Origin of the sequence: Undibacterium sp. (assembly GCF_030683615.1) — a bacterium.
GTDB lineage: Bacteria > Pseudomonadota > Gammaproteobacteria > Burkholderiales > Burkholderiaceae_D > Undibacterium > Undibacterium umbellatum.
In genome coordinates this window covers 39,052-59,564 of sequence record NZ_JAUXQE010000005.1, presented here as the reverse complement: position 1 = coordinate 59,564, position 20,513 = coordinate 39,052, and the positions used below count along the sequence as shown (strand labels likewise).

General features: G+C 51.1%; 18 protein-coding genes. 7 read left to right on the top strand and 11 right to left on the bottom strand.

All coding sequences use genetic code 11. The features are described 5' to 3' along the window. Positions 1–43: 43 nt before the first annotated feature. The 6 genes from Q8K39_RS01580 to Q8K39_RS01555 all read right to left on the bottom strand — a co-directional run bounded on the left by Q8K39_RS01580 (position 44) and on the right by Q8K39_RS01555 (position 6,357). Positions 44–1,855, bottom strand: coding sequence for a DUF3426 domain-containing protein (locus tag Q8K39_RS01580; protein WP_305258030.1), 1,812 nt, complete (start codon positions 1,853–1,855; stop codon positions 44–46). 7 nt (positions 1,856–1,862) lie between these two features. Further along, positions 1,863–2,774: a 50S ribosomal protein L11 methyltransferase gene (prmA, locus tag Q8K39_RS01575; RefSeq protein ID WP_305258029.1), complete on the bottom strand. Its 912-nt coding sequence runs from the start codon at positions 2,772–2,774 to the stop codon at positions 1,863–1,865. A 455-nt stretch (positions 2,775–3,229) separates the two neighbouring features. After that, complete coding sequence (accC, locus tag Q8K39_RS01570; protein WP_186956222.1) at positions 3,230–4,597, bottom strand: acetyl-CoA carboxylase biotin carboxylase subunit; 1,368 nt, start codon at positions 4,595–4,597, stop codon at positions 3,230–3,232. 115 nt (positions 4,598–4,712) lie between these two features. Continuing rightward, on the bottom strand, positions 4,713–5,159 hold the full coding sequence (accB, locus tag Q8K39_RS01565; RefSeq protein ID WP_186956224.1) for an acetyl-CoA carboxylase biotin carboxyl carrier protein: 447 nt from the start codon (positions 5,157–5,159) through the stop codon (positions 4,713–4,715). Between the two features lie 145 nt (positions 5,160–5,304). Further along, complete coding sequence (gene aroQ, locus Q8K39_RS01560) at positions 5,305–5,742, bottom strand: type II 3-dehydroquinate dehydratase (RefSeq protein WP_186956226.1); 438 nt, start codon at positions 5,740–5,742, stop codon at positions 5,305–5,307. A 78-nt stretch (positions 5,743–5,820) separates the two neighbouring features. Then, a complete protein-coding gene (locus tag Q8K39_RS01555; RefSeq protein ID WP_186956228.1) occupies positions 5,821–6,357 on the bottom strand; it encodes a TlpA disulfide reductase family protein in 537 nt (178 codons plus the stop codon). Positions 6,358–6,570: 213 nt separating this feature from the next. Between Q8K39_RS01555 and Q8K39_RS01550 the strand changes: the two genes are divergently transcribed. Then, positions 6,571–8,958, top strand: coding sequence for a hypothetical protein (locus tag Q8K39_RS01550; protein ID WP_305258028.1), 2,388 nt, complete (start codon positions 6,571–6,573; stop codon positions 8,956–8,958). Between the two features lie 69 nt (positions 8,959–9,027). Here Q8K39_RS01550 and Q8K39_RS01545 read toward each other — a convergent pair whose 3' ends face one another. Both Q8K39_RS01545 and Q8K39_RS01540 read right to left on the bottom strand, forming a co-directional pair. After that, complete coding sequence (locus Q8K39_RS01545; RefSeq protein WP_305258027.1) at positions 9,028–11,505, bottom strand: VIT and VWA domain-containing protein; 2,478 nt, start codon at positions 11,503–11,505, stop codon at positions 9,028–9,030. 28 nt (positions 11,506–11,533) lie between these two features. Beyond that, positions 11,534–11,962, bottom strand: a complete 429-nt coding sequence (locus Q8K39_RS01540) for a MerR family transcriptional regulator (protein ID WP_305258026.1) — start codon at positions 11,960–11,962, stop codon at positions 11,534–11,536. Positions 11,963–12,544: 582 nt separating this feature from the next. Between Q8K39_RS01540 and Q8K39_RS01535 the strand changes: the two genes are divergently transcribed. After that, positions 12,545–13,348 carry a DUF4019 domain-containing protein gene (locus Q8K39_RS01535; protein WP_305258025.1) on the top strand — a complete coding sequence of 268 codons (804 nt, stop codon included), beginning with the start codon at positions 12,545–12,547 and terminating at the stop codon, positions 13,346–13,348. Positions 13,349–13,585: 237 nt separating this feature from the next. Beyond that, the gene (locus Q8K39_RS01530; protein ID WP_305258024.1) at positions 13,586–14,143 is read left to right on the top strand and encodes an HAD family hydrolase; all 558 of its coding nucleotides are present in this window, start codon (positions 13,586–13,588) and stop codon (positions 14,141–14,143) included. Positions 14,144–14,188: 45 nt separating this feature from the next. Here Q8K39_RS01530 and Q8K39_RS01525 read toward each other — a convergent pair whose 3' ends face one another. From Q8K39_RS01525 to Q8K39_RS01515, 3 genes are all read right to left on the bottom strand, one after another. Further along, a complete protein-coding gene (locus Q8K39_RS01525) occupies positions 14,189–14,713 on the bottom strand; it encodes an N-acetyltransferase (protein ID WP_305258023.1) in 525 nt (174 codons plus the stop codon). A 70-nt stretch (positions 14,714–14,783) separates the two neighbouring features. Next, the gene (locus Q8K39_RS01520; RefSeq protein WP_305258022.1) at positions 14,784–15,866 is read right to left on the bottom strand and encodes a calcium:proton antiporter; all 1,083 of its coding nucleotides are present in this window, start codon (positions 15,864–15,866) and stop codon (positions 14,784–14,786) included. Between the two features lie 42 nt (positions 15,867–15,908). Next, positions 15,909–16,451: a phosphoglycerate mutase family protein gene (locus Q8K39_RS01515; RefSeq protein ID WP_305258021.1), complete on the bottom strand. Its 543-nt coding sequence runs from the start codon at positions 16,449–16,451 to the stop codon at positions 15,909–15,911. A 105-nt stretch (positions 16,452–16,556) separates the two neighbouring features. Here Q8K39_RS01515 and Q8K39_RS01510 point away from each other — a divergent pair, with 105 nt between their 5' ends. The 4 genes from Q8K39_RS01510 to Q8K39_RS01495 all read left to right on the top strand — a co-directional run bounded on the left by Q8K39_RS01510 (position 16,557) and on the right by Q8K39_RS01495 (position 20,504). Further along, entirely contained in the window at positions 16,557–17,135 is a 579-nt protein-coding gene (locus tag Q8K39_RS01510) for a TIGR01244 family sulfur transferase (RefSeq protein ID WP_186956245.1), read from the top strand. Beyond that, a complete protein-coding gene (locus tag Q8K39_RS01505; RefSeq protein WP_305258020.1) occupies positions 17,132–17,305 on the top strand; it encodes a hypothetical protein in 174 nt (57 codons plus the stop codon). The genes Q8K39_RS01510 and Q8K39_RS01505 overlap by 4 nt, the downstream gene beginning before the upstream one ends. Before the next feature lie 5 nt (positions 17,306–17,310). Beyond that, positions 17,311–18,414: a serine hydrolase gene (locus Q8K39_RS01500; protein WP_305258019.1), complete on the top strand. Its 1,104-nt coding sequence runs from the start codon at positions 17,311–17,313 to the stop codon at positions 18,412–18,414. Positions 18,415–18,521: 107 nt separating this feature from the next. Then, complete coding sequence (locus Q8K39_RS01495) at positions 18,522–20,504, top strand: ATP-dependent Clp protease proteolytic subunit (protein ID WP_305258018.1); 1,983 nt, start codon at positions 18,522–18,524, stop codon at positions 20,502–20,504. The last annotated feature ends 9 nt before the right edge of the window (positions 20,505–20,513 follow it).

Genomic DNA, 20,513 nt, shown 5'->3' with positions numbered 1-20,513 from the left:
GTCCATTTCCATCAGGTCGATTGCCACGGCAAATCATGGCATCTCAAGGATAAAACACACCCACATGAAAGCCCGCTGCCTTGACTGCCGGCAGTTCAAAATACAGCTTGATGTTTTGTTCACCACCTGCGGCAAAGCCTTTTTCCAGCTTGTCTTTTTCGGTCAGGTAATCAGCGGGTGTAAAGGCGCGCTGCAGCAGAGGCTTGTCTTTGATGTCGTTCAGGACCAGTTCGATATTCGGCCAGGTTTGTGCCACATCACTCTGGTTTTGTATTTGCATGACCAGCATAAAGACATTGCGTTCCGGTGCCAGGTTTTGCAATTCATTGGAATCGACGACTATCTTTTCTATCTGAGCAGGCAAAGTCACCTGGCAATTCAGATAGGTGCATGCCTGCAGCAACCAGGGCTTGCTTTGAGGTAGACGGGCCGCCAGATGATTGCGCAAAATGTAGGCAGACTGAGCCAGCAAGAGCGGCATTAGCAAGACTATCATCAGCACCAGCATGATATTGGCCATGCGTTTGCGGCCACGCTGCTTTTCTGCCTGGATGACAAAATTGGGCTTTTCTTGCTCTACTTCCGGATCGCTGCTGGAATCCTCACTAATGGCAGCCTGCCTGGCCAGAGCAGATTCTGCATTCCCTAAATGCGGCTCCTTGTCTGCTACTTCTTCGACAGCATCATTGAGTGAAACTGCATCGCCAGGTTCGGCAACATCGCCATGGTCTTTGTGACGCCACACCTTGCTGATACTGCTTGCTGACAGCATTTCAGTGGCTGCAAACTCATTTGCCTTATCGTCTGCCTTGTCATTTGTCTGGGCAATTTTTTCATTTGTCTCTTCCGACACTTCACTTACTGACCAGTCGGCAGTGGGCGGGTCCATCAGCGCGGCCCGGGTTTCCAGCTCCATACGGGCAATATCGGTCTCGTGCACTTCTTCAACTGGCAAAAAGAAACCGCCATCCCCCAAATCAAAATCGAGTGCCGATGAAGTACCGAGTGTGGGCTCTTGTCTGGAGACTGCTTCGGCTTTGTGAACGACGTGCTTGGCTACAGCAGATTGCTCTGCCGCTGCCGGGACAGGCTTCACCAATTGTGGAGCAGCTATAGTACTGGCAACTGGCGCTGGCGATATTGACTGGACTGGGTTTACTGCGGCCTTGACATCCCTGGGCATGTCAAAAGTCTCTGCCTCAAATTCCAGTTCTGCCTTGCTAATGGCGGCCAGTACTTCAGTAGCTGGCCTGGCAGTAGCACTACCTGGTTTGCCTACAGGTGCAGGTCTTTCAGGCGGCGCCAGACTGTCGGGCAAGATCGCGTTGTCTTCCGGCAGCGCGGCTGGCGGAAAAAAGCGGCCAACAGGAGCAACGGGGATCGGCGGAATAATCCGCGTTTGCTCGAAATCCGGTTCGGGTTCTATCAGCGATGCCAGGTATTCTTCTGTTACTGGTTTGGCTTCCGTTTTAGCTTCCGCTTTGTTTTCTGCTACAGCTTTGCTGACAGTAGCAGGTATGACAGGTTTTGCTGTTGGTGCTGATATTGGCTGTGCTGCACTGACTTGCGGCTTGGCTGGCGCAACGGGTGTGACTGGTTTAACACTGGCCGCTGCTATCACTGGAGCAACGGCAGGTGATGCAGCCGTCAAACTTGTGGCGCTTGCCACGTTTGCTGGCTTGGTGGCCGCTGGCACAGGTACAGGTTTTTGCCCTTCGCCAGGCAACAGGTTTTCAACAGCATTAAAGGTTTGCTGGCATGAGCCACAGCGCACCAGGCCCGCATGCAACTTCAACTGATCATTGGCTACCTTGAAGGCAGTCTGACAGTGGGGGCAGCGGGTCGCCAGTGCCATAGTCGCCTCAGTTACTCAAAGAGCCCGACAACGCGACCCAGCCTTCATGCTCAGCCCAGACTGTGAGCTTGATGAAAGGCGCATACGCTTCTGCCACTTCTTCAGCCTGCCTTGCCAGCACGCCTGAGAGTATCAGCGACCCACCAGATGCCACACGGCCAGCCAGCATCGGTGCCATCAGCTTCAAGGGGCTGGACAGGATATTGGCCACGACCACATCAAATTTCTGCGATGCCGGATGGGCTGCACCAAAACCTTCTGGCAACGCATATTCGATCTGGCAGTTATTGCGTTCAGCATTGAAGTTGGCAGATTCTATGGCTTGCGGATCAATATCCACACCGATGACATTGGCCGCTCCCAGCTTGCTGGCGACCATGGCCAGAATGCCGGAACCGCAGCCATAATCCAGCACCGACAGATCCTTGGGCGCATGCGCTTCCAGCCATTCCATGCATAGTTTGGTGGTCGGATGGCTGCCAGTACCAAAGGCCAGGCCAGGATCAAGTTCCAGGATCAGGGCATCAGGATCAGGCGCATCATGCCAGCTAGGCACAACCCAGATATTCTTGCCGATATGGATAGGGGCAAATTGTGATTGCGTCAGTCGCACCCAGTCTTGCTCTTCCACATTGCGGGTGATGTAGGCTGGCACAACAGTCAGGCCGATGGCAGCGGCAGCTTCAGCCACCAGTTCAGCATGATCCGAGTCGATATCAGCGAGTGCAACTACGCGACTGCGGTCCCAGGCAGCTTCATCAGGCTCCATGCCGGGTTCGCCAAACAGCGGTCGTTCAGCATCCGTACCTTCATCGGCGTCTTCTACGGAAACCGACAAGGCACCCGCATCCATCAGAGCATCCGACAAAGCCTCAGCCTGCTCGCGCGCTACTTCTATGACTATTTCTATCCAGCCCATATTGCTACTTTCTTATACGACGTTATTACTTCCAGAAACCTCAAGACCCAAGAGCGCACCACAGAGACACTGAGACACAGAGAAAATCAAGAGAAAAAATTCATCATCGACATAAACGCTGTGCTCTTCAACAATTTGGAATTGCGGTGCTTATTTAATTTAATACGTTAAAACATCTCAATAGCAAAAAGCTTACCACAGAGGTTCTATAACAAAGCCAAAAGCACAGGGAAAAACTTGTGTTTTCTCTGTGCTTCTTTCTGACGGAATTCTTGCATCCCGTCTATTCCCGAAGATAAAACCTGAGCTACAAATTCTTTATCTCATTACGACCGTAAAGAAAGCTCTGAGAAAGCGTAGCGAGCAGCGCTAGTTTGGGTCGAGAAGCACAGCCGTACTTAAGTACGGTAAGCATCGCAGGCCCAAAATCGCGTTGCGCTTAGCTTTATCAGGGCTTACTTGGATTTCTTCGACAACTCCGGCATATCTGCAAGCTTATGCTCAAGGTAATGAATATTCGTACCACCTTCAATAAAGCGGGCATCTATCATCAGCTCGCGATGCAGCGGGATGTTGGTTTGTATGCCTTCTACCACCATCTCTGACAAGGCGATCTGCATACGGCGTATTGCCTGTTCACGGGTTTCACCATAGGCGATGACCTTGCCTATCATGGAATCATAATTCGGCGGCACGAAATAACCAGCGTATGCATGCGAATCCACCCGTATGCCAGGGCCACCCGGTGTATGCCAGGAGGTGATGCGGCCTGGTGATGGTATGAACTTGAACGGGTCTTCGGCATTGATACGGCACTCAATGGCGTGGCCCTTGAGCATGATATCGGTTTGCTTGAAGCGCAGCTTTTCATTGAAAGCTATACGTATCTGTTCTTGCACAATATCGACACCGGTGATCATCTCGGTCACCGGATGCTCAACCTGTACGCGGGTATTCATTTCGATGAAATAGAATTCGCCGTTTTCGTACAGGAATTCAAAAGTACCTGCGCCACGATAATTAATCTTGCGGCATGCAGCGGCGCAACGGTCACCGATTTTTTCTATGATCTTGCGCGGGATGCCAGGTGCTGGCGCCTCTTCAATGACTTTTTGATGGCGGCGTTGCATGGAGCAATCGCGCTCGCCCAGCCAGATGGCACTACCATGCTGATCAGCCAGTATCTGGATTTCCACGTGACGCGGGTTTTCCAGAAACTTTTCCATATACACTTCAGGATTACCAAAGGCAGCACCAGCTTCTGACTTGGTCATGGTGACCGCGTTCAGCAGGGCGGCTTCAGTATGCACCACGCGCATGCCACGTCCACCACCGCCACCGGCAGCTTTGATGATGACAGGGTAACCAACCTTGCGGGCAGTTTGCACGATGACTTTAGGGTCGTCTGGCAATGCACCTTCAGAACCTGGCACACATGGCACCCCAGCCTTGATCATGGCATGCTTGGCCGATACCTTATCACCCATCAGACGGATGGATTCAGCACGCGGGCCGATGAAGACAAAACCGGATTGCTCTACACGTTCAGCAAAGTCGGCATTTTCAGACAAAAAGCCATAGCCTGGATGGATAGCCTGGGCATCAGTCACTTCAGCAGCGCTGATGATGGCTGGCATGCTCAGGTAACTTAAATTCGAGGGTGCCGGGCCTATGCAAACAGATTCGTCGGCCAGCTTCACATACTTTGCTTCGCGGTCGGCTTCAGAGTGCACGACCACGGTTTTGATACCCATTTCGCGGCAGGCGCGCTGTATACGTAGCGCGATTTCACCACGATTGGCGATAAGAATTTTTTCAAACATGATTTAACTTTGCGGTGGCAATGGTTGCAATTGCATGAGCAGAATACCCTGTTCAGCGCTGTTTGCCCTCAACACGGGCAGGCTTGAGCAGTCAGTTCGCGCACGCGCGCCTGGATCAGCCAATCACGAACAGCGGCTGGCCGTATTCTACAGGCTGACCATTTTCAACCAGAATCTGTTTGATCGTACCGCTGAAATCGCTTTCGATTTCATTCAGCAATTTCATTGCTTCAATAATGCAGAGGGTGTCGCCAGCATTGACGCTCTTGCCGATATCAGCAAAAGGAGCAGCGCCAGGGGAGGAGGAGCGGTAGAAAGTACCAACCATAGGGGATTTAACAATATGACCATCTGGCACGACCGGGGCGGCTGCCACAGGCGCGGCGGCTGGAGCTGCTGGCATCATTTGATGCTGGGGTTGCTGCATCATGACTACCTGGTTTTGCGGCATCGCAGAAGATTTGACGATACGGACTTTGCCTTCACCTTCAGTGACTTCCAGTTCAGCGATATCTGATTCTGCTACAAGGTCAATCAGGGTCTTGAGTTTTCTTAAATCCATGTGGAATCCCCTTGAAAAAAGTGGTTCTGAATTAATTGGGACGCGCAATACTGAGCAGGACAACAGCCCGGAAATCGCCGCCGAAGTTTGGATTATATACGAAATAAACTGAAATTATCAGCAAATTACGCGAAGATACGAGAATTTAAATATTTTTTAATGAAAAGTCAATCGCCAGGCGGTAACCGTCAGTGCCAAGGCCGCAAATAACCCCTCTGGCAATAGCAGACAAGTATGAATGATGTCTGAACGCTTCTCTTTGATGTACATTCGATATATGCACTTCAATAAACGGGATAGCAACCCCAGCCAGGGCATCCCGCAAGGCAACGCTGGTATGTGTCAGGCCACCAGGGTTGATGATAATAGCATCGACTTGCTCATTACGGGCGGCATGGATACGATCTATCAATGCGCCTTCATGATTACTTTGAAAAAATGACAAGTCTGCGCCCACTGCTCTGGCCTGTGCTTGTGCCGCTGATTCTATCTCGGCAAGTGTGGTAACACCATAGGTAGCGGGTTCACGCGTGCCTAATAAGTTCAGATTGGGGCCATTCAGCAGCAACAGTTTGCGCGCCATAGTCACATTCAATTTGACGAAGATGGCCGCATTTTGCCGCTAATCGACGCAGATTGGCAAGGAAAACCGAAGCGACTTCTATTTTTCCAAAGAAAATTTGGTGATATCGGCCCGTAATTCTTCCATCTTCAGGCGACCAAGGTAAGATTTCACCACCCTGCCCTCAGGGCTGATCAAAATAGTAAATGGCAAACCACCACCAGCATTCCCTAGCTTCCGCGATAATTCAGAGCCTTCCATGCCGGCAGCAAACAGCGGATAACTTATCTGGTATTTTTTTGCAAATTCAGCAATATTACTTGGACTATCAATGCCTGGCCCCAGAATTTGCACAGACTTGCCCTTGAACTCTTGTTGCAACGCAGACAATTCTGGCATTTCCTGCACGCAAGGTGCGCACCATGTTGCCCAAAAATTAACTACCAGAAACTTGCCCTGCCACTGCGCCAGCGTCTGGCTCTTGCCCTCGCTATCCTTGAACTGCTGAGCCATCAACTGGGCCACGGCCTGGTCTGCGGGTGGTTTGGGTGCCATCTGGCGGTTGCCTACGTAGACACCCAAACCGGCAAACGCCACGCCCAGGACCAGCGCCAGGGCAATAAACTTCTTGTTCATAGATATAGACTCACATATAAGCTGATCACGGCTCAAGGCGAGGATATTAGCCTAGCTGGAAGATTTATGCTGAAATGCTTGCTAACCTAGCGGGATTTCAGGCATGCCCTTGGTATTTTGGTATTATTCTCAGCTTTCACCTGTCGACAGACGCACTTACCAATGCTCTGACGGCCAGCAGTATGTGCCACAACCACCCTCTGGATAGTTTTAATGAATTCAATTTATCATGACGCCATTGCCTGCATCAAACTGCCTGCTAACGGTGACACCGGTGCAGCAAGCAATATTCCAGAGGATCAGGAGATTTATCAACATGCTTCCGGTGCCGGACTGGGACTGGACATCGTGTACGTTCATATAGAAGACGGGCAGCACATCCATCTGAAAAAGTATGATGTGCAGCATGCAGGCTATACAGCAAGAGATCTTTACCGGACTGGCTTGCAGAATTTATGGAAAAAGTCCGTTACCCATTTAAAGATGCACAAGAACGGCCCCATACGCAGCATCACTACGGATGGCCATTTTGAAGCCTGCCTACTACTGATCAGTGAATTATGGGACAAGCGACTCGCCTCGCTGGCCGAGAATGGCTTCATGGTCGCCATCCCCAACCGCAATACACTGGCATTTTGCGACAGCAAGTCTGAAGAAGGGATACAGGCGCTCAAAGACCTCATCAGGCACACCCATGAGAGCGCAGAGCATTTGCTGACTACCTCACTCTATCAGCGCCAGGGCGGCAAATGGACAGAGATCAAGACAGGCATCAATGTCACCAGAGCCGAAACCCTGGAACAAGCCCATGCCCGCTTGCATGAAGGCATGCTGGCCAATGCCGAAGTATTGCGCAATATCGCCAGAGATCATTTCCAGATAGAGATAGACTATGACATCGGCGGCGTGCGCTGGGTCAATCATTTTTTGGAAAACACGTACAAAAACGGTTCCACGCAAGACCACAAAAATATCATCCTCTTCGCCGGGGCCTTTGTTGGTCAGTGCATAGTCCGCAGCATAGGCGGCAATTGGGACTGGCATGGCGATGACTATGTCATCCGTACCGGAGATGACAAACTCTTCTCTCCCTGTAGCAAAGTAGCCAAACAACTGGCATGTGGTCAGGATGGCGAAGATTCAGTGCTGGGCTTGTATAAAGTCATCAAGGACATGTATCCGCCTGTCCTCAGCAAGGCCCAGCGACTGTTGCTGACACTTTACAAACGACATGCAGACTACGAGTTTCACATAGCAAGTGTATTAGACCAGCGATTGCAATGGCTGCGGGTCACTGACATGGATAGCAATCTGGTCCATGTCCAGCACCCAATAGAAGAAAATGGCGAGAACAACGGAAACAGTGCGAACAACGCAGCTACGCCAGCTAGCACCTGTTTTTATCTGCACCAGATGCGCAGTTACTATGTGCGCTCATCCAATGGCAGCTTCGTGCATGCAGAAGGTATCAGCGAATCACTTGCCAGCCTGCTGCCCGACGATGTCAGAAAACACATTGCAGCAGACAAAATCATCAGGACCATGTACCGCGACGCCGAGCTGCGACAAGAGCAATCTTTCGCGACTATCCGCTTGCAGAAATATCAGGGCGACAGTGACACTGACGATGTCTACGTGATTGGTCTGAAAAACATATCAAACGAAAAAATTAGAGTGCAGCAATTCGCCCACTTTCATTTTGAAGCAGACCAATGGCTGCTCGCGACTTCATTGCAGACTTATTATCCATCCTCTGAATTCGTCGACTGGTTTGAACTAAGCTCGGCATGGATAAAGCCAGGGCAGGAAGTGACGGCCATAGGCAGGCTGGGTCCACCACATACACTGTGGGCTTTCATGGGCGAAGCAGAAAATGGTGCATCTTTTACCACCAGCCTGGTCGTCCCTGCAGTAACTGTGCCTGCAGGCAAACGACAATCGGATGCAAAACGCCAGCGCTGCCAGTACTACACCCCTGGCAGGCCAGCAGATACAGAAATGAGCCGGATACTCGCCGAATTGCAACTCAACCTCAGTCGCAACCGAAGCGGCATGGATGCTGAAATACTCGACAGAATAGCCGCAGACAAACCCGACTGGATGGAACATGACGAACCCTTGCTGGAAACCATACTTGAGCAAAGACGTCTGATGAAGGAAGGTCACATCGTCTGGGCGGCACTGGTGCAGGCCAATAGCCTTTTGTTCAAGGAAGGGGAACACGATCATCCAGCCATGCTGGTGTATAGCGACGACACGCACTTTGACAGCCGCCCGCAGGAGTTGCGTGCGATCGCTGACCAGATCTATCAATTGAAAAGAACAGAGCCTGAAGATCATGAAGAAAGGCTGGTGGCAGCCCGTGTGACAAATGAAATGGACCGCAGCATGGGATGGCAGTTACCAGACCTGCTGACAGACAAAAACGTCAGGAGCGCCGCTTTCATGGTATTTCGCAAGCACATCCCGAATGGTATCTTGCAGGCAGCAGTATTCCCTGTCCTGGTCCATCCCGCCACCGCAGCCGTAATGATAGTCCCGGTTGCATTCTGGCCAGTATCACTGACCACCATGTGGCGGCAGGGCAAGCTGACATTTTAAACCCCTCTTTCAATCGCTAGACAGTATCCGCTTCATGGAAACGGATACTGTCTAGCTCTGTCTTCCCCCTTAAGCCTCGATATCCATGAGGAAAATGGCAGCGCTCCAATTGTTTGCGTCCAGGCCTTGCAGTGCTTTGCGTAACTGCCCCTCAAGCATAGCACTCGCCACCGGGTCAGCCGATGCACCCCGTAACTGTTGAACAGACATGCGCTCTGCCGGGCTCTCCTGCAAAACCTTGCTTGGCTCAGTAGATGACAGGAGCATTTCGAGCATTTCATGTTCAGCCATGATACCCAAAAAGAGCCTGGCTACATCCCTGCTACTCAACTTGTCCTTGCAGTCTTCCCAGATTGCCAGCTCCAGCCATTCAATGACGGCTTGCCCCAATTGCATGATCTTGAGCCCTGCAATACTGACCGGCCACAATTGCTCATCAAAGTACCTAAGCAATAATGTCAGGCCCAGAGGTGTCAGCCCTTGATAGTGCATGTCCTCGCGATAGACTCTGGCAGCATCAAAGGCATTCGCATAGTCAAAAAATTCCTGCATTGCTTGTTCATCTATCTCCAGCCGCGCTACGCGCGAATCAGGTTTGCAACTGATATCGAAGGAAATGTAACTATCGCCATCCACTGCATCAGGCGGACTACGCTTCGACAATTTTTTGGATATCGATCTTGTACGGAACACGTCGGGCGCAGAAATACTGGGCATCGCCATTGTAGCTACTGGTGCACATGGAGGACACGCGGCAGCTCCAGCAGCTACAGCAGCCATGCCGCCCCAGCCTGCAGGCAACATATGCGCCACTTCTATCAGGGCAGGCATATCAAGTGCTTTATCTTCTTCCGCCCTTTGTTCCACGATCAGGAAACTGGTTTCTTTAGAGATCAATTGGTATTGCACGGCCAGTTCCTGCACGATCGATTCTTGCCCCGCCACCCCTTGCATGCCAGATAAATAAGTCGCGGCAGCCAGACGTGACAGACTGGTTTCTGATTGCAACAACTGAGTCAACTCCAGATGGCCTATCTCGATTTCCTCTTGGCCCGGTAAGCGGGCAAACAGTTTCATTGAGCCAGAAGGTTTTTCGTGCAAGAGGTAAAACATGTTAAGGGTCTCGCCTTTGAAGACGCTTGCAGGCAATGCCGTTGACCACAAAGGCTGGCAGGAGAAGCCAGTATTGATGCGGATATCTTGCCAGACTGGCGAACGCAATTTCATGAACATGCGCAGGATGGCAGGCACCACGTCTTCACCCGGTGCCACATATTCACAAGAGCCACCACTGGCCCTGGCCAGGCGTTCCAGATGCACTTCCGCCGGGCTGGAACCTATGCCTACGATAAACACTCTTTGCCCGGCAGCGCGGGCGCTTCCTATCAAGCTATCGACACTGTCGATTTCGCCATCAGTAATCATCAGTACGTCACTGCGCCCACTGCAATGGATAGCAAAGGTAGATTCCAGCGCCAGCGCCATTTCTGTGCCGCCAAGACTGGCATCGAGTTCATCTACCCAGCGCAGAGCTGCAGTCTTGCTGGGCTTGGCAAATTTCCACATCGCCGGTGAGCGATGCTGGACTTCGCTGCCAAAACGCGACAAGGAAATATGGTCGCCTGCATTCAATTGCCCAACAATTTCTTTCAGTGCCGTGCGCGCTGCCCTGATGCTGTCACCATTCATGGAGCCAGAACAATCCACCAGCAGTTTCACCGCCACATCACTCATATTTTCAGTTGCAATTTGAGGGCAGAAACTGGCCAGCAAAGCGACATGTTCAGTTTGATGAAAATCACGGCCCAGTATGCTGAAAGCCTGCTGTTTGAACTGGTCGACACACAATACAAAATCACGATCCAGATTGCCCTTGCGCGACAAACTCACCATCACGCTGCCATCCCTGGGCATGACACTGATGGCATGACTGGGTGAGGCAATACGTGCGCCAGCTATCTCCCCTTCCAGGCGCAATGTGATATCGAAAGGATACTCAACCCGCACATCATGTTTTGGTGCTGTCAAGCGCTCGAACAGGTTTTGCTTCCTCCCCCTAACTGCTTCTGTCATTTCATAGCGTGGTGCGATCACGGTGGGCACACAAATGCGCAAGGCGTTCATGCCATCCATTTCGGAAAAACGCAGGCTTTGCGCATAACTCATCATCAACGTGCAAGCTTCGCCGGGGACCAGGTTACCTATGCTGAGGCTGTAACTGCGGTCGCCATTTTCTTGCAGCATGAAAGCCGTATTACCTTCAGAAATTGATTCTTCATAATCGATTTCTGCCTTTTTCCTGGGCACGACAACACCGGATAATTTCTTGCCATCCAGCTCGACTTCTATATCCAGCAAAACTGCATCGATGGGCAAAGGAAAGGTGTACAACACCTCAGCATGTTCTTTGTCCGAGGGATTGGTAAAGCTTTGTGTGAGCTGCATTTCCAGCAGCATGCCCTGAATGACACCCGTCGCATTTACTTTGGTCAATGCCATAGCCTGACCCAGGCTGGATTGTATTGTTGCTGTGTTTTGATTAAACATATTCATTCTCCGCCCTAAACCATCGCACTCATGTGTCCTGGCTGGTTTTCATCCGTTCTGCCAATTCAATTGCCTGTCTGACGAATTCCCTGAGCTGCTCCGGGGTCCAACCTGCCTTGCTGGCATCGATCACCAGCTCTACACCGTGCGCAACAGTCAAATGCGTGCAAACAGAAATCGACCCGATTTGCTGTTGTTTCATCTCCACCGGGGCAGGTGCGCCATGCAGCAATTCACGTATGCGCTCCAGTGATACCCCCGCAGAACTCCACTTCTTGATCAGCAACAATTGTTCGAGATGCTGCGCTCCATAACGCGCCGCCCGCGTCCCGCCCTCAGGTTTGCTGACCAGACCTATCTGCATGTAGTAACGCACCGTGCGTACGGACATCTCCGCCATCAAACAAAGTTCAGGAAGCAGATAGCTGCTGTCTATTTCATCAGAAGAAGTATTCATACAGTTATTTATAACAGTTATACTGTCATTATTCAAGTTTACTTTCTTGATGCGAGTACACACACTTACACTCACATCCCAGTGACAGCGTCACTAATGCATGCAATGCCAGCCGTGCAGTTGTTGGTTTCCACCTGATTTATGGACCTGCCTGTGCGCAAGCAGCTAGCCTTTGAATAACAACTATGCCAAACAGGAGGAAAAGGAAAACGTGGAACTAAAGAAGATGACTATCTCAATCTGTTTTTTTGCCATTCTATCTGTTCAGACGCATCACAATTAGTCATTGAGACCCACATTATTGCATTTGCCCATGAGTATCTGTCCTTATCGCTTTTCGGTGCAAACGAAGGAATTAACCTTGCTCATCAGAAATGCTGTTAAGCATGCTCTGAATTCAAGCAAGTACTGCATAGTGGCAGCGATTTACAGTGCAGCAAGCGTTATACATCAACAAATCTAAAATCAATCCTGAGTCAAACATGTCAGGCGTAGTGCTACAGAAACACCTGCCTTATCCTTGGTTGTTAAATGCGAACATATCCCGTATCGTTGCGGCATTACTTCACATCGCAAACAACCATGACGCTTTCACACCTTGCCACCATCCTCAGCTTTTTTCTGCTCTCCAGCACTGCTATCGCGGCGGATCTGGCTTTTAAAAAAATATCTGCCACTGAGTTCGAACTGACGCTCACCAGCGACATCAGCCTGACTGTGGATCAGGCACAAGTCATGATGTCAGATCCGGCGTCAACCCTGTGCGCAGGCAAGATACCGCAATATGGTAAGTATAAATTTTCGGGATCAGAAAACCTGACAGCGCAAAAATCTGCTGAAGAAACACCGGTTTTCCATATGATACAAATGTTGAACTGTGTAGCTGATTTGCCAACGCGTCCTAAAGGCGCCACTCCCACCGTCAGAAAAATAGACAGCGATCAAGAATTCAAACTCAAGATAGAAGGCAAGAAACTGACCACTGCCTATCTGTCTGCCAAAGAAAACGCTTACTACGAAACCGCCTATAACATGCTTAGTCCAAGCATGAAAGCCACCATTAATCCAGAAGAGTGGCAAGCCCTCGCTACCGCTTACCAGGCAAAAATCGGTAAGCTGGTGTCACGTGATCTGTGGCGCGTCACCGTTTATGACAACCCTGTCAATTCATCACAGCCTGGCACCTATATCGCCGTAGACTATGAAACAAAACACAGCATTGCCCCGGTTACCTGCGGCTATGTGGTCTGGTTTCTGGCACCCGACAGTAAAAATCACTTCAGTCTTATGCGTGAAGAATATGGCCATATTTCTGAAGACATCGTCAAATCAACGTCCGCCAGTGACATGGGAAAATTGCGCAAGCAGATGGGGTGTAAGAAATAGATACACGCCTGAAGATGTAGGTCGGATAAAGTATACCCGGATGAGAATAGTGAATGCCGCTTGTTTTCCCGGCCAACTCCCATGCTATCAAGCACTTACTGCGCTTCTACCTTTTTTATGCAAAATTCAGTTTAGTAATTATCACGCACCAGCCACGGTGACAACCTTGCTGCTATATTGCATTATTGATTAACAAGTAACGCACTCTGAGCTTAGGTGTTCAAGTGCTGGACATGCATGAACAAGAAATTACTGATACTCGATCTTGATGAAACCCTGATCTATGCGACTGAACAACAACTCGGCGATGAAGCTGATTTTCAGTTCTTTTCCTATCACGTCTATCTGCGTCCGCATGTGAGGGAATTCATCGCATTTTGCCTGGAACATTTTGAGTGCGCCGTCTGGACTTCGGCTTCGGAAGATTATGCCGCCATCATCGTCAGGCATTTGTTTGGCGAAGAACCGCCACTGAAATTTATCTGGGCCAGGCAGCGCTGTACGCGCGTGTTCAATCCTGAATATCAGGATTTTGAATGGGTCAAGAACCTGCAAAAAGTCAAACGCCGTGGTTACCGGCTTGAGCATATCATCATGCTGGATGACACCCCAAAAAAACTGCGCCGCAATTATGGCAACCTGGTTCGCATCAATATGTTTGAAGGCGATTTGCAAGACCGTGAACTCAAGCACGTCATGCTCTATCTGCAAGAACTGAAACTGGCAGACAATATCCGCAAGATTGAAAAGCGTAGCTGGCGGCTACGCTTTACTGGAGACCCGCAACAAGCCTGACCAATGCTGATGGCGCCGTGCACACCATAGGACATGATTCACTATCTATGTGCTTTCATCTCCTTTATTCAGATTCGTCAGACTCCCCAGCCTGGCAAGGTTCTCGCCATCCAGTCGATAATGTAATCTTTCAGCGACATGCGCCGCGCCCAGGCTTTCATAGAAATTCCGGGCCTTGTCGTTGTATGCCATGACATGCCAGTCCATGCGCGCGCAGCCATTGTTGAGTGCATACCTGGCAGCCCATTGCATGAGTGCTTCTCCCACGCCTGTGCGCCGGGCGTTTGAGTGCACATACAACTCTTTGATAAATAATTGTCCACTTTCTCCCGCCACAGGATTGACGAATGAATGGAAAATCGTGATCGCGATCAAACCTGTGACCATGCCATCATCACGCATGGCAACAACAATGCGCACGGCTGAATCAGCAGCGAGCAGTTGCGACATAAAATGGGCTTTGACGACTTCACGCGTAGCAGCATGCGCGCCGTTGTAATGCGTGCCTATGTCGTACAACAGATCTATCGTCGACTCGTATTGTGCTGCTTGCAGGAAGTTAATATGCATAATATTTTTCTGGTATTTTTTCAGTGATGGTGCGCATGGCGCACCCTACTGGCTGATGTAAGCACCACCTTCACGGCACGATCGTGGTAAACAAATACACTGCAAAAATCACGCAATGGATAGTGCCCTGCATGATGGTCGTGCGCCCTGTCCCCAGTGAGATGGTGGTAATCATCAGCGACAGTAACAGCAGGATCATGGACTTGGCATCCAGACCCAGTGTCAGTGACCAGCCTGTGCTCAGTGAAATCACGGCCACCACCGGTATCGTCAAGCCTATGCTGGCGAGGGCAGAACCCAGCGCCAGGTTGATACTGGTTTGCAGACGGTTGGCGCGGGCCGCGCGAAATGCCGCTACGCCTTCAGGCAACAACACCACGATGGCGATGATGATACCCACCAGGGCCTGGGGCGCACCAGCCGCAGCGACTGCATGCTCCAGCGTGGGGGCCAGGGACTTGGCCAGCAACACGACTACGCCCAGGCACAGCATCAGCAAACCGGCACTGGTCCAGGCCACGGCATTACTGGGCAGGACTGCATGTACCTCTTCATCAGCGACAGCTTCTTCAGGCAAAAAATAATCGCGGTGACGTACAGTTTGCACCAGTACAAAAGTACCATACAAGACCAGAGAGACAACAGCGATGAAAGCAAGTTGACTTGGGCTGTAGACCGGCCCGTGCACAGTCGAAGTGAAATTTGGCAGAACCAAAGTCAGTACGGCCAGTGCCGCCAGCGTTGCCAGTGAAGTGCTGGCACCTTGCAAGCTGAAACTTTGCTCCTTGTGGAGGCTGGCACCAGCCAGCAAACACAGGCCGATAATGCCATTGAGAATAATCATGATGGCAGCAAACACGGTATCACGCGCCAGGCCGGACGTGGCTTCACCACCTGCTAGCATCAGCGAGACGATCAGGGCAACTTCTATCAGCGTGACGGCCAGAGCCAGCAAGAGCGTGCCAAAGGGTTCGCCTATCTTGTGTGCAACCACCTCAGCATGATAGACAGCGGTCAGCACACCGCCAAACAAGGCAATGGTTAGCAGAACGACATAAAGCTGTGCAGTGATCAACAAGCCGCCACCCAGAACAATCCAGGTAGCAAAAGGCATGATGATGGACCAGCGCGGCAATGTGGCAGACTTAGTCATGCTTGCTCCTCGTTGTTTCTGTCGGAAAGGATGTTAATGTCATCATTGGCAGTTAGCATCGGTGCTACTGGCTTCAGCTACGCCATAACGACTTTGCACCATATACACACCCTGCGCTGTCGGGCGCAACAGCAGCAGATGGCTGAAACTGCTTTCACAAAAGTCTTTCATGGCGGGCGCACCCAGAGCGCTGGCAATGGCAGGCACAGTATTGCTGTGCCCTACTACCAGCACCACGCCAGTGCTGGCACGCACCGCAGCCACAACTTCATTGATATGCTCGGCACCGCGTTTTGCCCCCAGCACTTGCGGTGTGATGCCCCTGGCCTGCGCCAGCGGCAACGCGGTTTCACGCGTGCGTTTGAATTGGGTGGTGAAGATGTTGCTGACAGCACTGTGTTGCAAAGCTATTGCAAGGGCCTGCGCCCGCGCCTGGCCAAGTGCAGACAAGCTGGGGTCAGCCAGATTGTCCGCCGATTTTTCAGCATGGCGCACCAGGATAATCAAATCAGGCTCGGCTTGCACCGTGAAAGGTAACAACAAGGTGCAACACAAGGCAAACAAAACGGCGGTGGATTTTGGCATGGGTGGCTTCAGGCAAGGAAAATAGACAGTGACAATTCAGACCCGTGAATTTTACTACGTCAGCATGTTATGCTTGAGCTATCTGAAACAGGCAAGAATATTTTCATGAAATTACCTGGCAATAAAGCTCTTTTTGCGATCTCCCTACTTGCCGGTGCGCTGACGATTGTTGGCATGGCACTCTATTCGCGTCTGAACACGACTACCGCCGCTGCAGTAGCTCCTGCACCGACAACCCGCCATCTGCATGGGGATATCCGTGTCACGGAACAAATCACGCCGCAAAGTATTGCAGCATTCAAGCAGCAAGGCATACAGTCGATTATCGCCATGCGCCCGGACGGCGAAGTAGCCGGCCAGCCAAGTGCAGCCGCTATCGAAAAAGAGGCGCAGGCTGCCGGGCTGAAGTTTACTTACATCCCCATACCGCATGGCGACATCCCGGATACCAGCGTGACTGCCTTGCAGCAAGCCCTGGCAAAAAACCAGGGCCAGATATTACTCTATTGCCGCAGTGGCAGCCGCGCTGCCCGCACCTGGAGCCTGGTCGAAGCATCGCGTACTGGCGGCCTGGACGCCGCCACCATAATGGCCGCAGTCAAATCCGCCGGACTAAAGGCAGATGACCTCGAGGGCTTGATAAAAAAACGTATCGCTACCCGCGGTGATGGAGGTAAATCATGAGCGACAGCTCAACAATAACACTGGATATTAATCAGCAAACAGTAACACAGCCATCTCTCACATTATGGCAAATTTTGTACAAAGCCCTGCTTGTTTTCGCTGGCCTGCTATTGGGAGCTTTGGCAGGCGTTTTCATTTGTTTATCTGCGGGCTGGATTGAGTTGTGTTGAATCTCATGTTTACTAATTTGCGTCACATATCATCCCTGGCAATTGCCAGCGTATTCCTCTTTTCCAGCCCTGCCCATGCAGACGTACTGGATGAGGCCATACAGGCGGAAATGCAGCGTCAGCAAATACCTGGTCTTGGTCTGGCAGTGGTCAAAGATGGAAAAATCGTGCGTGAGCAAGGATATGGCTGGGCCAATCTGGAGCATCAGGTGGCGGTCAGCGAAAAGACCATCTTCCAGTCAGGCTCCGTCGGCAAACAATTTACTGCTGCACTGGTGCTCTTGCTGGAAAAGGATGGCAAGCTCAAACTCAATGATCCGGTATCCAAGTATTTAAAGAATACACCTGCCAGCTGGAAAAATATCCGCATCCATCATTTGCTGAACCATACCTCGGGCCTGCGCGATGCCGAAGAAAAAATCAATTACCGCAAAGATTACCGCGATCAGGATTTGATCAGGATTGCCGCCTCGGTGCCGCTTCTGTTTCAGCCAGGTGAGAAATGGTCATACAGTAATACCGGCTATCATTTACTGGGCTTTATCTGCAATCAGGTTGGCGGCAAGTTTTATGGTGAGCAGCTAAGGGAAAGAATTTTCCAGCCGCTGGGCATGAGCACACGCATCATCAGTGAACGTGATCTGATCATGCACAGGGCGGCTGGTTACGACGTGGTGGACGGGCAATACAAAAATCAGGACTGGGTATCCCCCAGCCTGAACGCCACGGCTGATGGCAGCTTGTATCTGACTGCACATGACCTGGCCTTGTGGGATATTGGCCTGCAAGGTGGGCAAATCCTCAGCACCAGCATGAAGCAAGCCAGTTGGACACCGGTCAAACTCAACAAGGGCGGCAGCTATCCATATGGCTACGGCTGGGGAATGTCCAAGTTGAAGCAGTACACCATACTTGATCACGATGGCGCATGGCAGGGTTTCACGACACAATTCAGCCGCTTCGTTGAACCAGGTTTGACGATCATCGTCCTGACAAACCGCTCAGGAGCAAGCCTGGGACGTTTCATTGATATCGTCGCTGCCAGTTATCTGCCAGACTTGCAACTGGAACAGGAACAGGAACAGGGCAAGCCGGACGGGAAGAAATAAGAATGTCCGGGCTACCCTGGCGCAATCGTTTAGTCAAATACGAAATGAAAATTATGAACAGAAACACGGCCATCAACAATAACTCAGAACACTAGCCCGCACTCCCCATGATCAAGCTTATGCGCATCACCAATCTGGTACTCATGCTACTTCTGGGTCTCTCGACGTCCTTTACTTTTTCAAAAACCCAGTACAGTAACAGCGCTGAAGCTGTCGGTGCACTTTTTGGCGTTTTCCTGATCCTGTCATTTTATTTTGTTCCATGGCTTGCCCTCTCCAGTCATAGCACTTTGCGCCGCCTGCGTTTTGCCAAGAGATATGGCTTCATCAGCCTGGTGATTGCCCTGCTCTTTGTCGTCGTTTTCGTAGCATCAGGACAGCAGCTTGATATCGTCATGGTTCTAGGACTTGGCCTTATCTATGGCTTACCCTTGATGTTGAATTTCTTTGCTTTTGATAAAAAAATTCAGGACATCAAGCTTAAGGTAGAGCAGGCAGCCGTCAATGCCGGTAGCATGGCAACAGCAAGCTCGCATGATGTCGACGTGACCAGCGTGGCACAGGATGTACGTCAAAAGACTAACTACATGCTGGCACACTGGCGCGGCAATATGTCACTGGCCCAGTCCTACTGGATCAATGGCGTACTCCTGGGTAATATCGTCTTGGGTATAGTCGCCATTGGCATCATCAGTGTACTGGAAAAGTCAGGCATCTCGCTACGTGCACTGGCTAGCGCCATTATTTTCTGTTTTTTTGTCGCCAGCCTGATCTGGCTGTGGTCTATGGTTGGCATCGCCCGTTCTGCCAGCAAGCATATAACCAGAGGCGGCTCTGGCTGGCTTGCCATACTGGCGCAACTATCGGTCGTGCTCGGCATGGTCGCCATGGCGACCACGGCCGTTGATTCTCATCTCCCCAAAATGCAGGAACTTTTCCTGATCGCCAGCGGCAATGACAGCATGCCCAAGGTCACCATCACAGGTTCAGCTCAAGGCGACATGCTGACACTAAGGGGAACGCTGGGTGAAGGTAGCAGTACCAGCTTTGCAGAATTCATCAAAGCCAGCCCGCAGGTCAAAACCATCATTTTGAATTCACCTGGTGGCCGCCTGCTGGAAGCACAGAAAATTGCCGACCTGCTCAAAGCGAGGGGGCTAAATACCTACGTTGAAGAGCAATGCGCAAGTGCCTGCACCTATATTTTCCTGGCAGGCCAGGATCGTGCTGCGACACCCAACGCCAGCATAGGCTTTCATCAACCCAGTTTCCCTGGTATCCATGGAAATGAAAAAGAGTTGGCGACCCAGGCCATGTTGAACAGATATCGACAAGCCAATCTTCCCGAAAAGTTCGTCCAGCGGATCGGCAGAACCAGTTCAGAAGACATGTGGTACCCAAGCCGGGAAGAATTGCTGGACGCCGGCGTCATCACCCGCACCTCACTTGGCGGCGAGGCCGGCTCTACACTCTTCTCTGACATGCACACCCGCGATGACCTCTTGCAAGCACTACGCGATAACAGAATGTGGCGTATCTACGAACAACGTCACCCTGGAAAAATGGAGGAACTCGGCAACCAGATATGGAAGATGAAACTGCAAGGGGCTGACCAGCAAGCTTTGCAAACTGCTTTACAGTTGCCACTCAAAAATGCATACATCAGCGCGCTGAAGTCAGCACCAGATGCCTATGTCGCCGAATATGGCATCCTGCTCCTTGATCAATTGAAGGCAGCCAGAGATGTCAGTCCAGACGCCTGTGCCAAATTCATCAAAGGCCAGCTCAACATTCACCGCACTCTGCCGAGAAGCATTATTATTCGCGACCGCGCCCTCATGGAAAAAGTCTTGAGCGCCACAGAAAATGGCACCAGCTATGCCATGAACTCACCAGAATTTGCCAAGGCCGCAAGCAAGCTGATGAACTTCATGAGCCCGCTGCACCAGCGAGTGACGCAAGATCTGTCAGCCTTCAACAAACAACCTGAATTGCAATGCGAAGCCTCGATCGCCCTGTACCAAAACATCCAGCGCTTGCGCGAGAAAGACCGGCATGTGGTGTTGAGCGGGCTGGTGAATGCGAAGTAGCCTGCGCTA

Excerpts from the sequence above, each read along its gene's own strand:
- prmA (WP_305258029.1), bottom strand. The coding sequence starts at position 2,774 with ATGGGCTGGATAGAAATAGTCATAGAAGTAGCGCGCGAGCAGGCTGAG.
- accB (WP_186956224.1), bottom strand. The coding sequence starts at position 5,159 with ATGGATTTAAGAAAACTCAAGACCCTGATTGACCTTGTAGCAGAATCA.
- Q8K39_RS01535 (WP_305258025.1), top strand. The coding sequence starts at position 12,545 with ATGACGCTTTCACACCTTGCCACCATCCTCAGCTTTTTTCTGCTCTCC.
- accC (WP_186956222.1), bottom strand. The coding sequence starts at position 4,597 with ATGTTTGAAAAAATTCTTATCGCCAATCGTGGTGAAATCGCGCTACGT.
- Q8K39_RS01500 (WP_305258019.1), top strand. The coding sequence starts at position 17,311 with ATGTTTACTAATTTGCGTCACATATCATCCCTGGCAATTGCCAGCGTA.
- Q8K39_RS01580 (WP_305258030.1), bottom strand. The coding sequence starts at position 1,855 with ATGGCACTGGCGACCCGCTGCCCCCACTGTCAGACTGCCTTCAAGGTA.
- Q8K39_RS01515 (WP_305258021.1), bottom strand. The coding sequence starts at position 16,451 with ATGCCAAAATCCACCGCCGTTTTGTTTGCCTTGTGTTGCACCTTGTTG.
- Q8K39_RS01505 (WP_305258020.1), top strand. The coding sequence starts at position 17,132 with ATGAGCGACAGCTCAACAATAACACTGGATATTAATCAGCAAACAGTA.
- Q8K39_RS01525 (WP_305258023.1), bottom strand. The coding sequence starts at position 14,713 with ATGCATATTAACTTCCTGCAAGCAGCACAATACGAGTCGACGATAGAT.
- Q8K39_RS01520 (WP_305258022.1), bottom strand. The coding sequence starts at position 15,866 with ATGACTAAGTCTGCCACATTGCCGCGCTGGTCCATCATCATGCCTTTT.
- Q8K39_RS01510 (WP_186956245.1), top strand. The coding sequence starts at position 16,557 with ATGAAATTACCTGGCAATAAAGCTCTTTTTGCGATCTCCCTACTTGCC.
- aroQ (WP_186956226.1), bottom strand. The coding sequence starts at position 5,742 with ATGGCGCGCAAACTGTTGCTGCTGAATGGCCCCAATCTGAACTTATTA.
- Q8K39_RS01550 (WP_305258028.1), top strand. The coding sequence starts at position 6,571 with ATGAATTCAATTTATCATGACGCCATTGCCTGCATCAAACTGCCTGCT.
- Q8K39_RS01555 (WP_186956228.1), bottom strand. The coding sequence starts at position 6,357 with ATGAACAAGAAGTTTATTGCCCTGGCGCTGGTCCTGGGCGTGGCGTTT.
- Q8K39_RS01545 (WP_305258027.1), bottom strand. The coding sequence starts at position 11,505 with ATGTTTAATCAAAACACAGCAACAATACAATCCAGCCTGGGTCAGGCT.
- Q8K39_RS01495 (WP_305258018.1), top strand. The coding sequence starts at position 18,522 with ATGATCAAGCTTATGCGCATCACCAATCTGGTACTCATGCTACTTCTG.
- Q8K39_RS01540 (WP_305258026.1), bottom strand. The coding sequence starts at position 11,962 with ATGAATACTTCTTCTGATGAAATAGACAGCAGCTATCTGCTTCCTGAA.
- Q8K39_RS01530 (WP_305258024.1), top strand. The coding sequence starts at position 13,586 with ATGAACAAGAAATTACTGATACTCGATCTTGATGAAACCCTGATCTAT.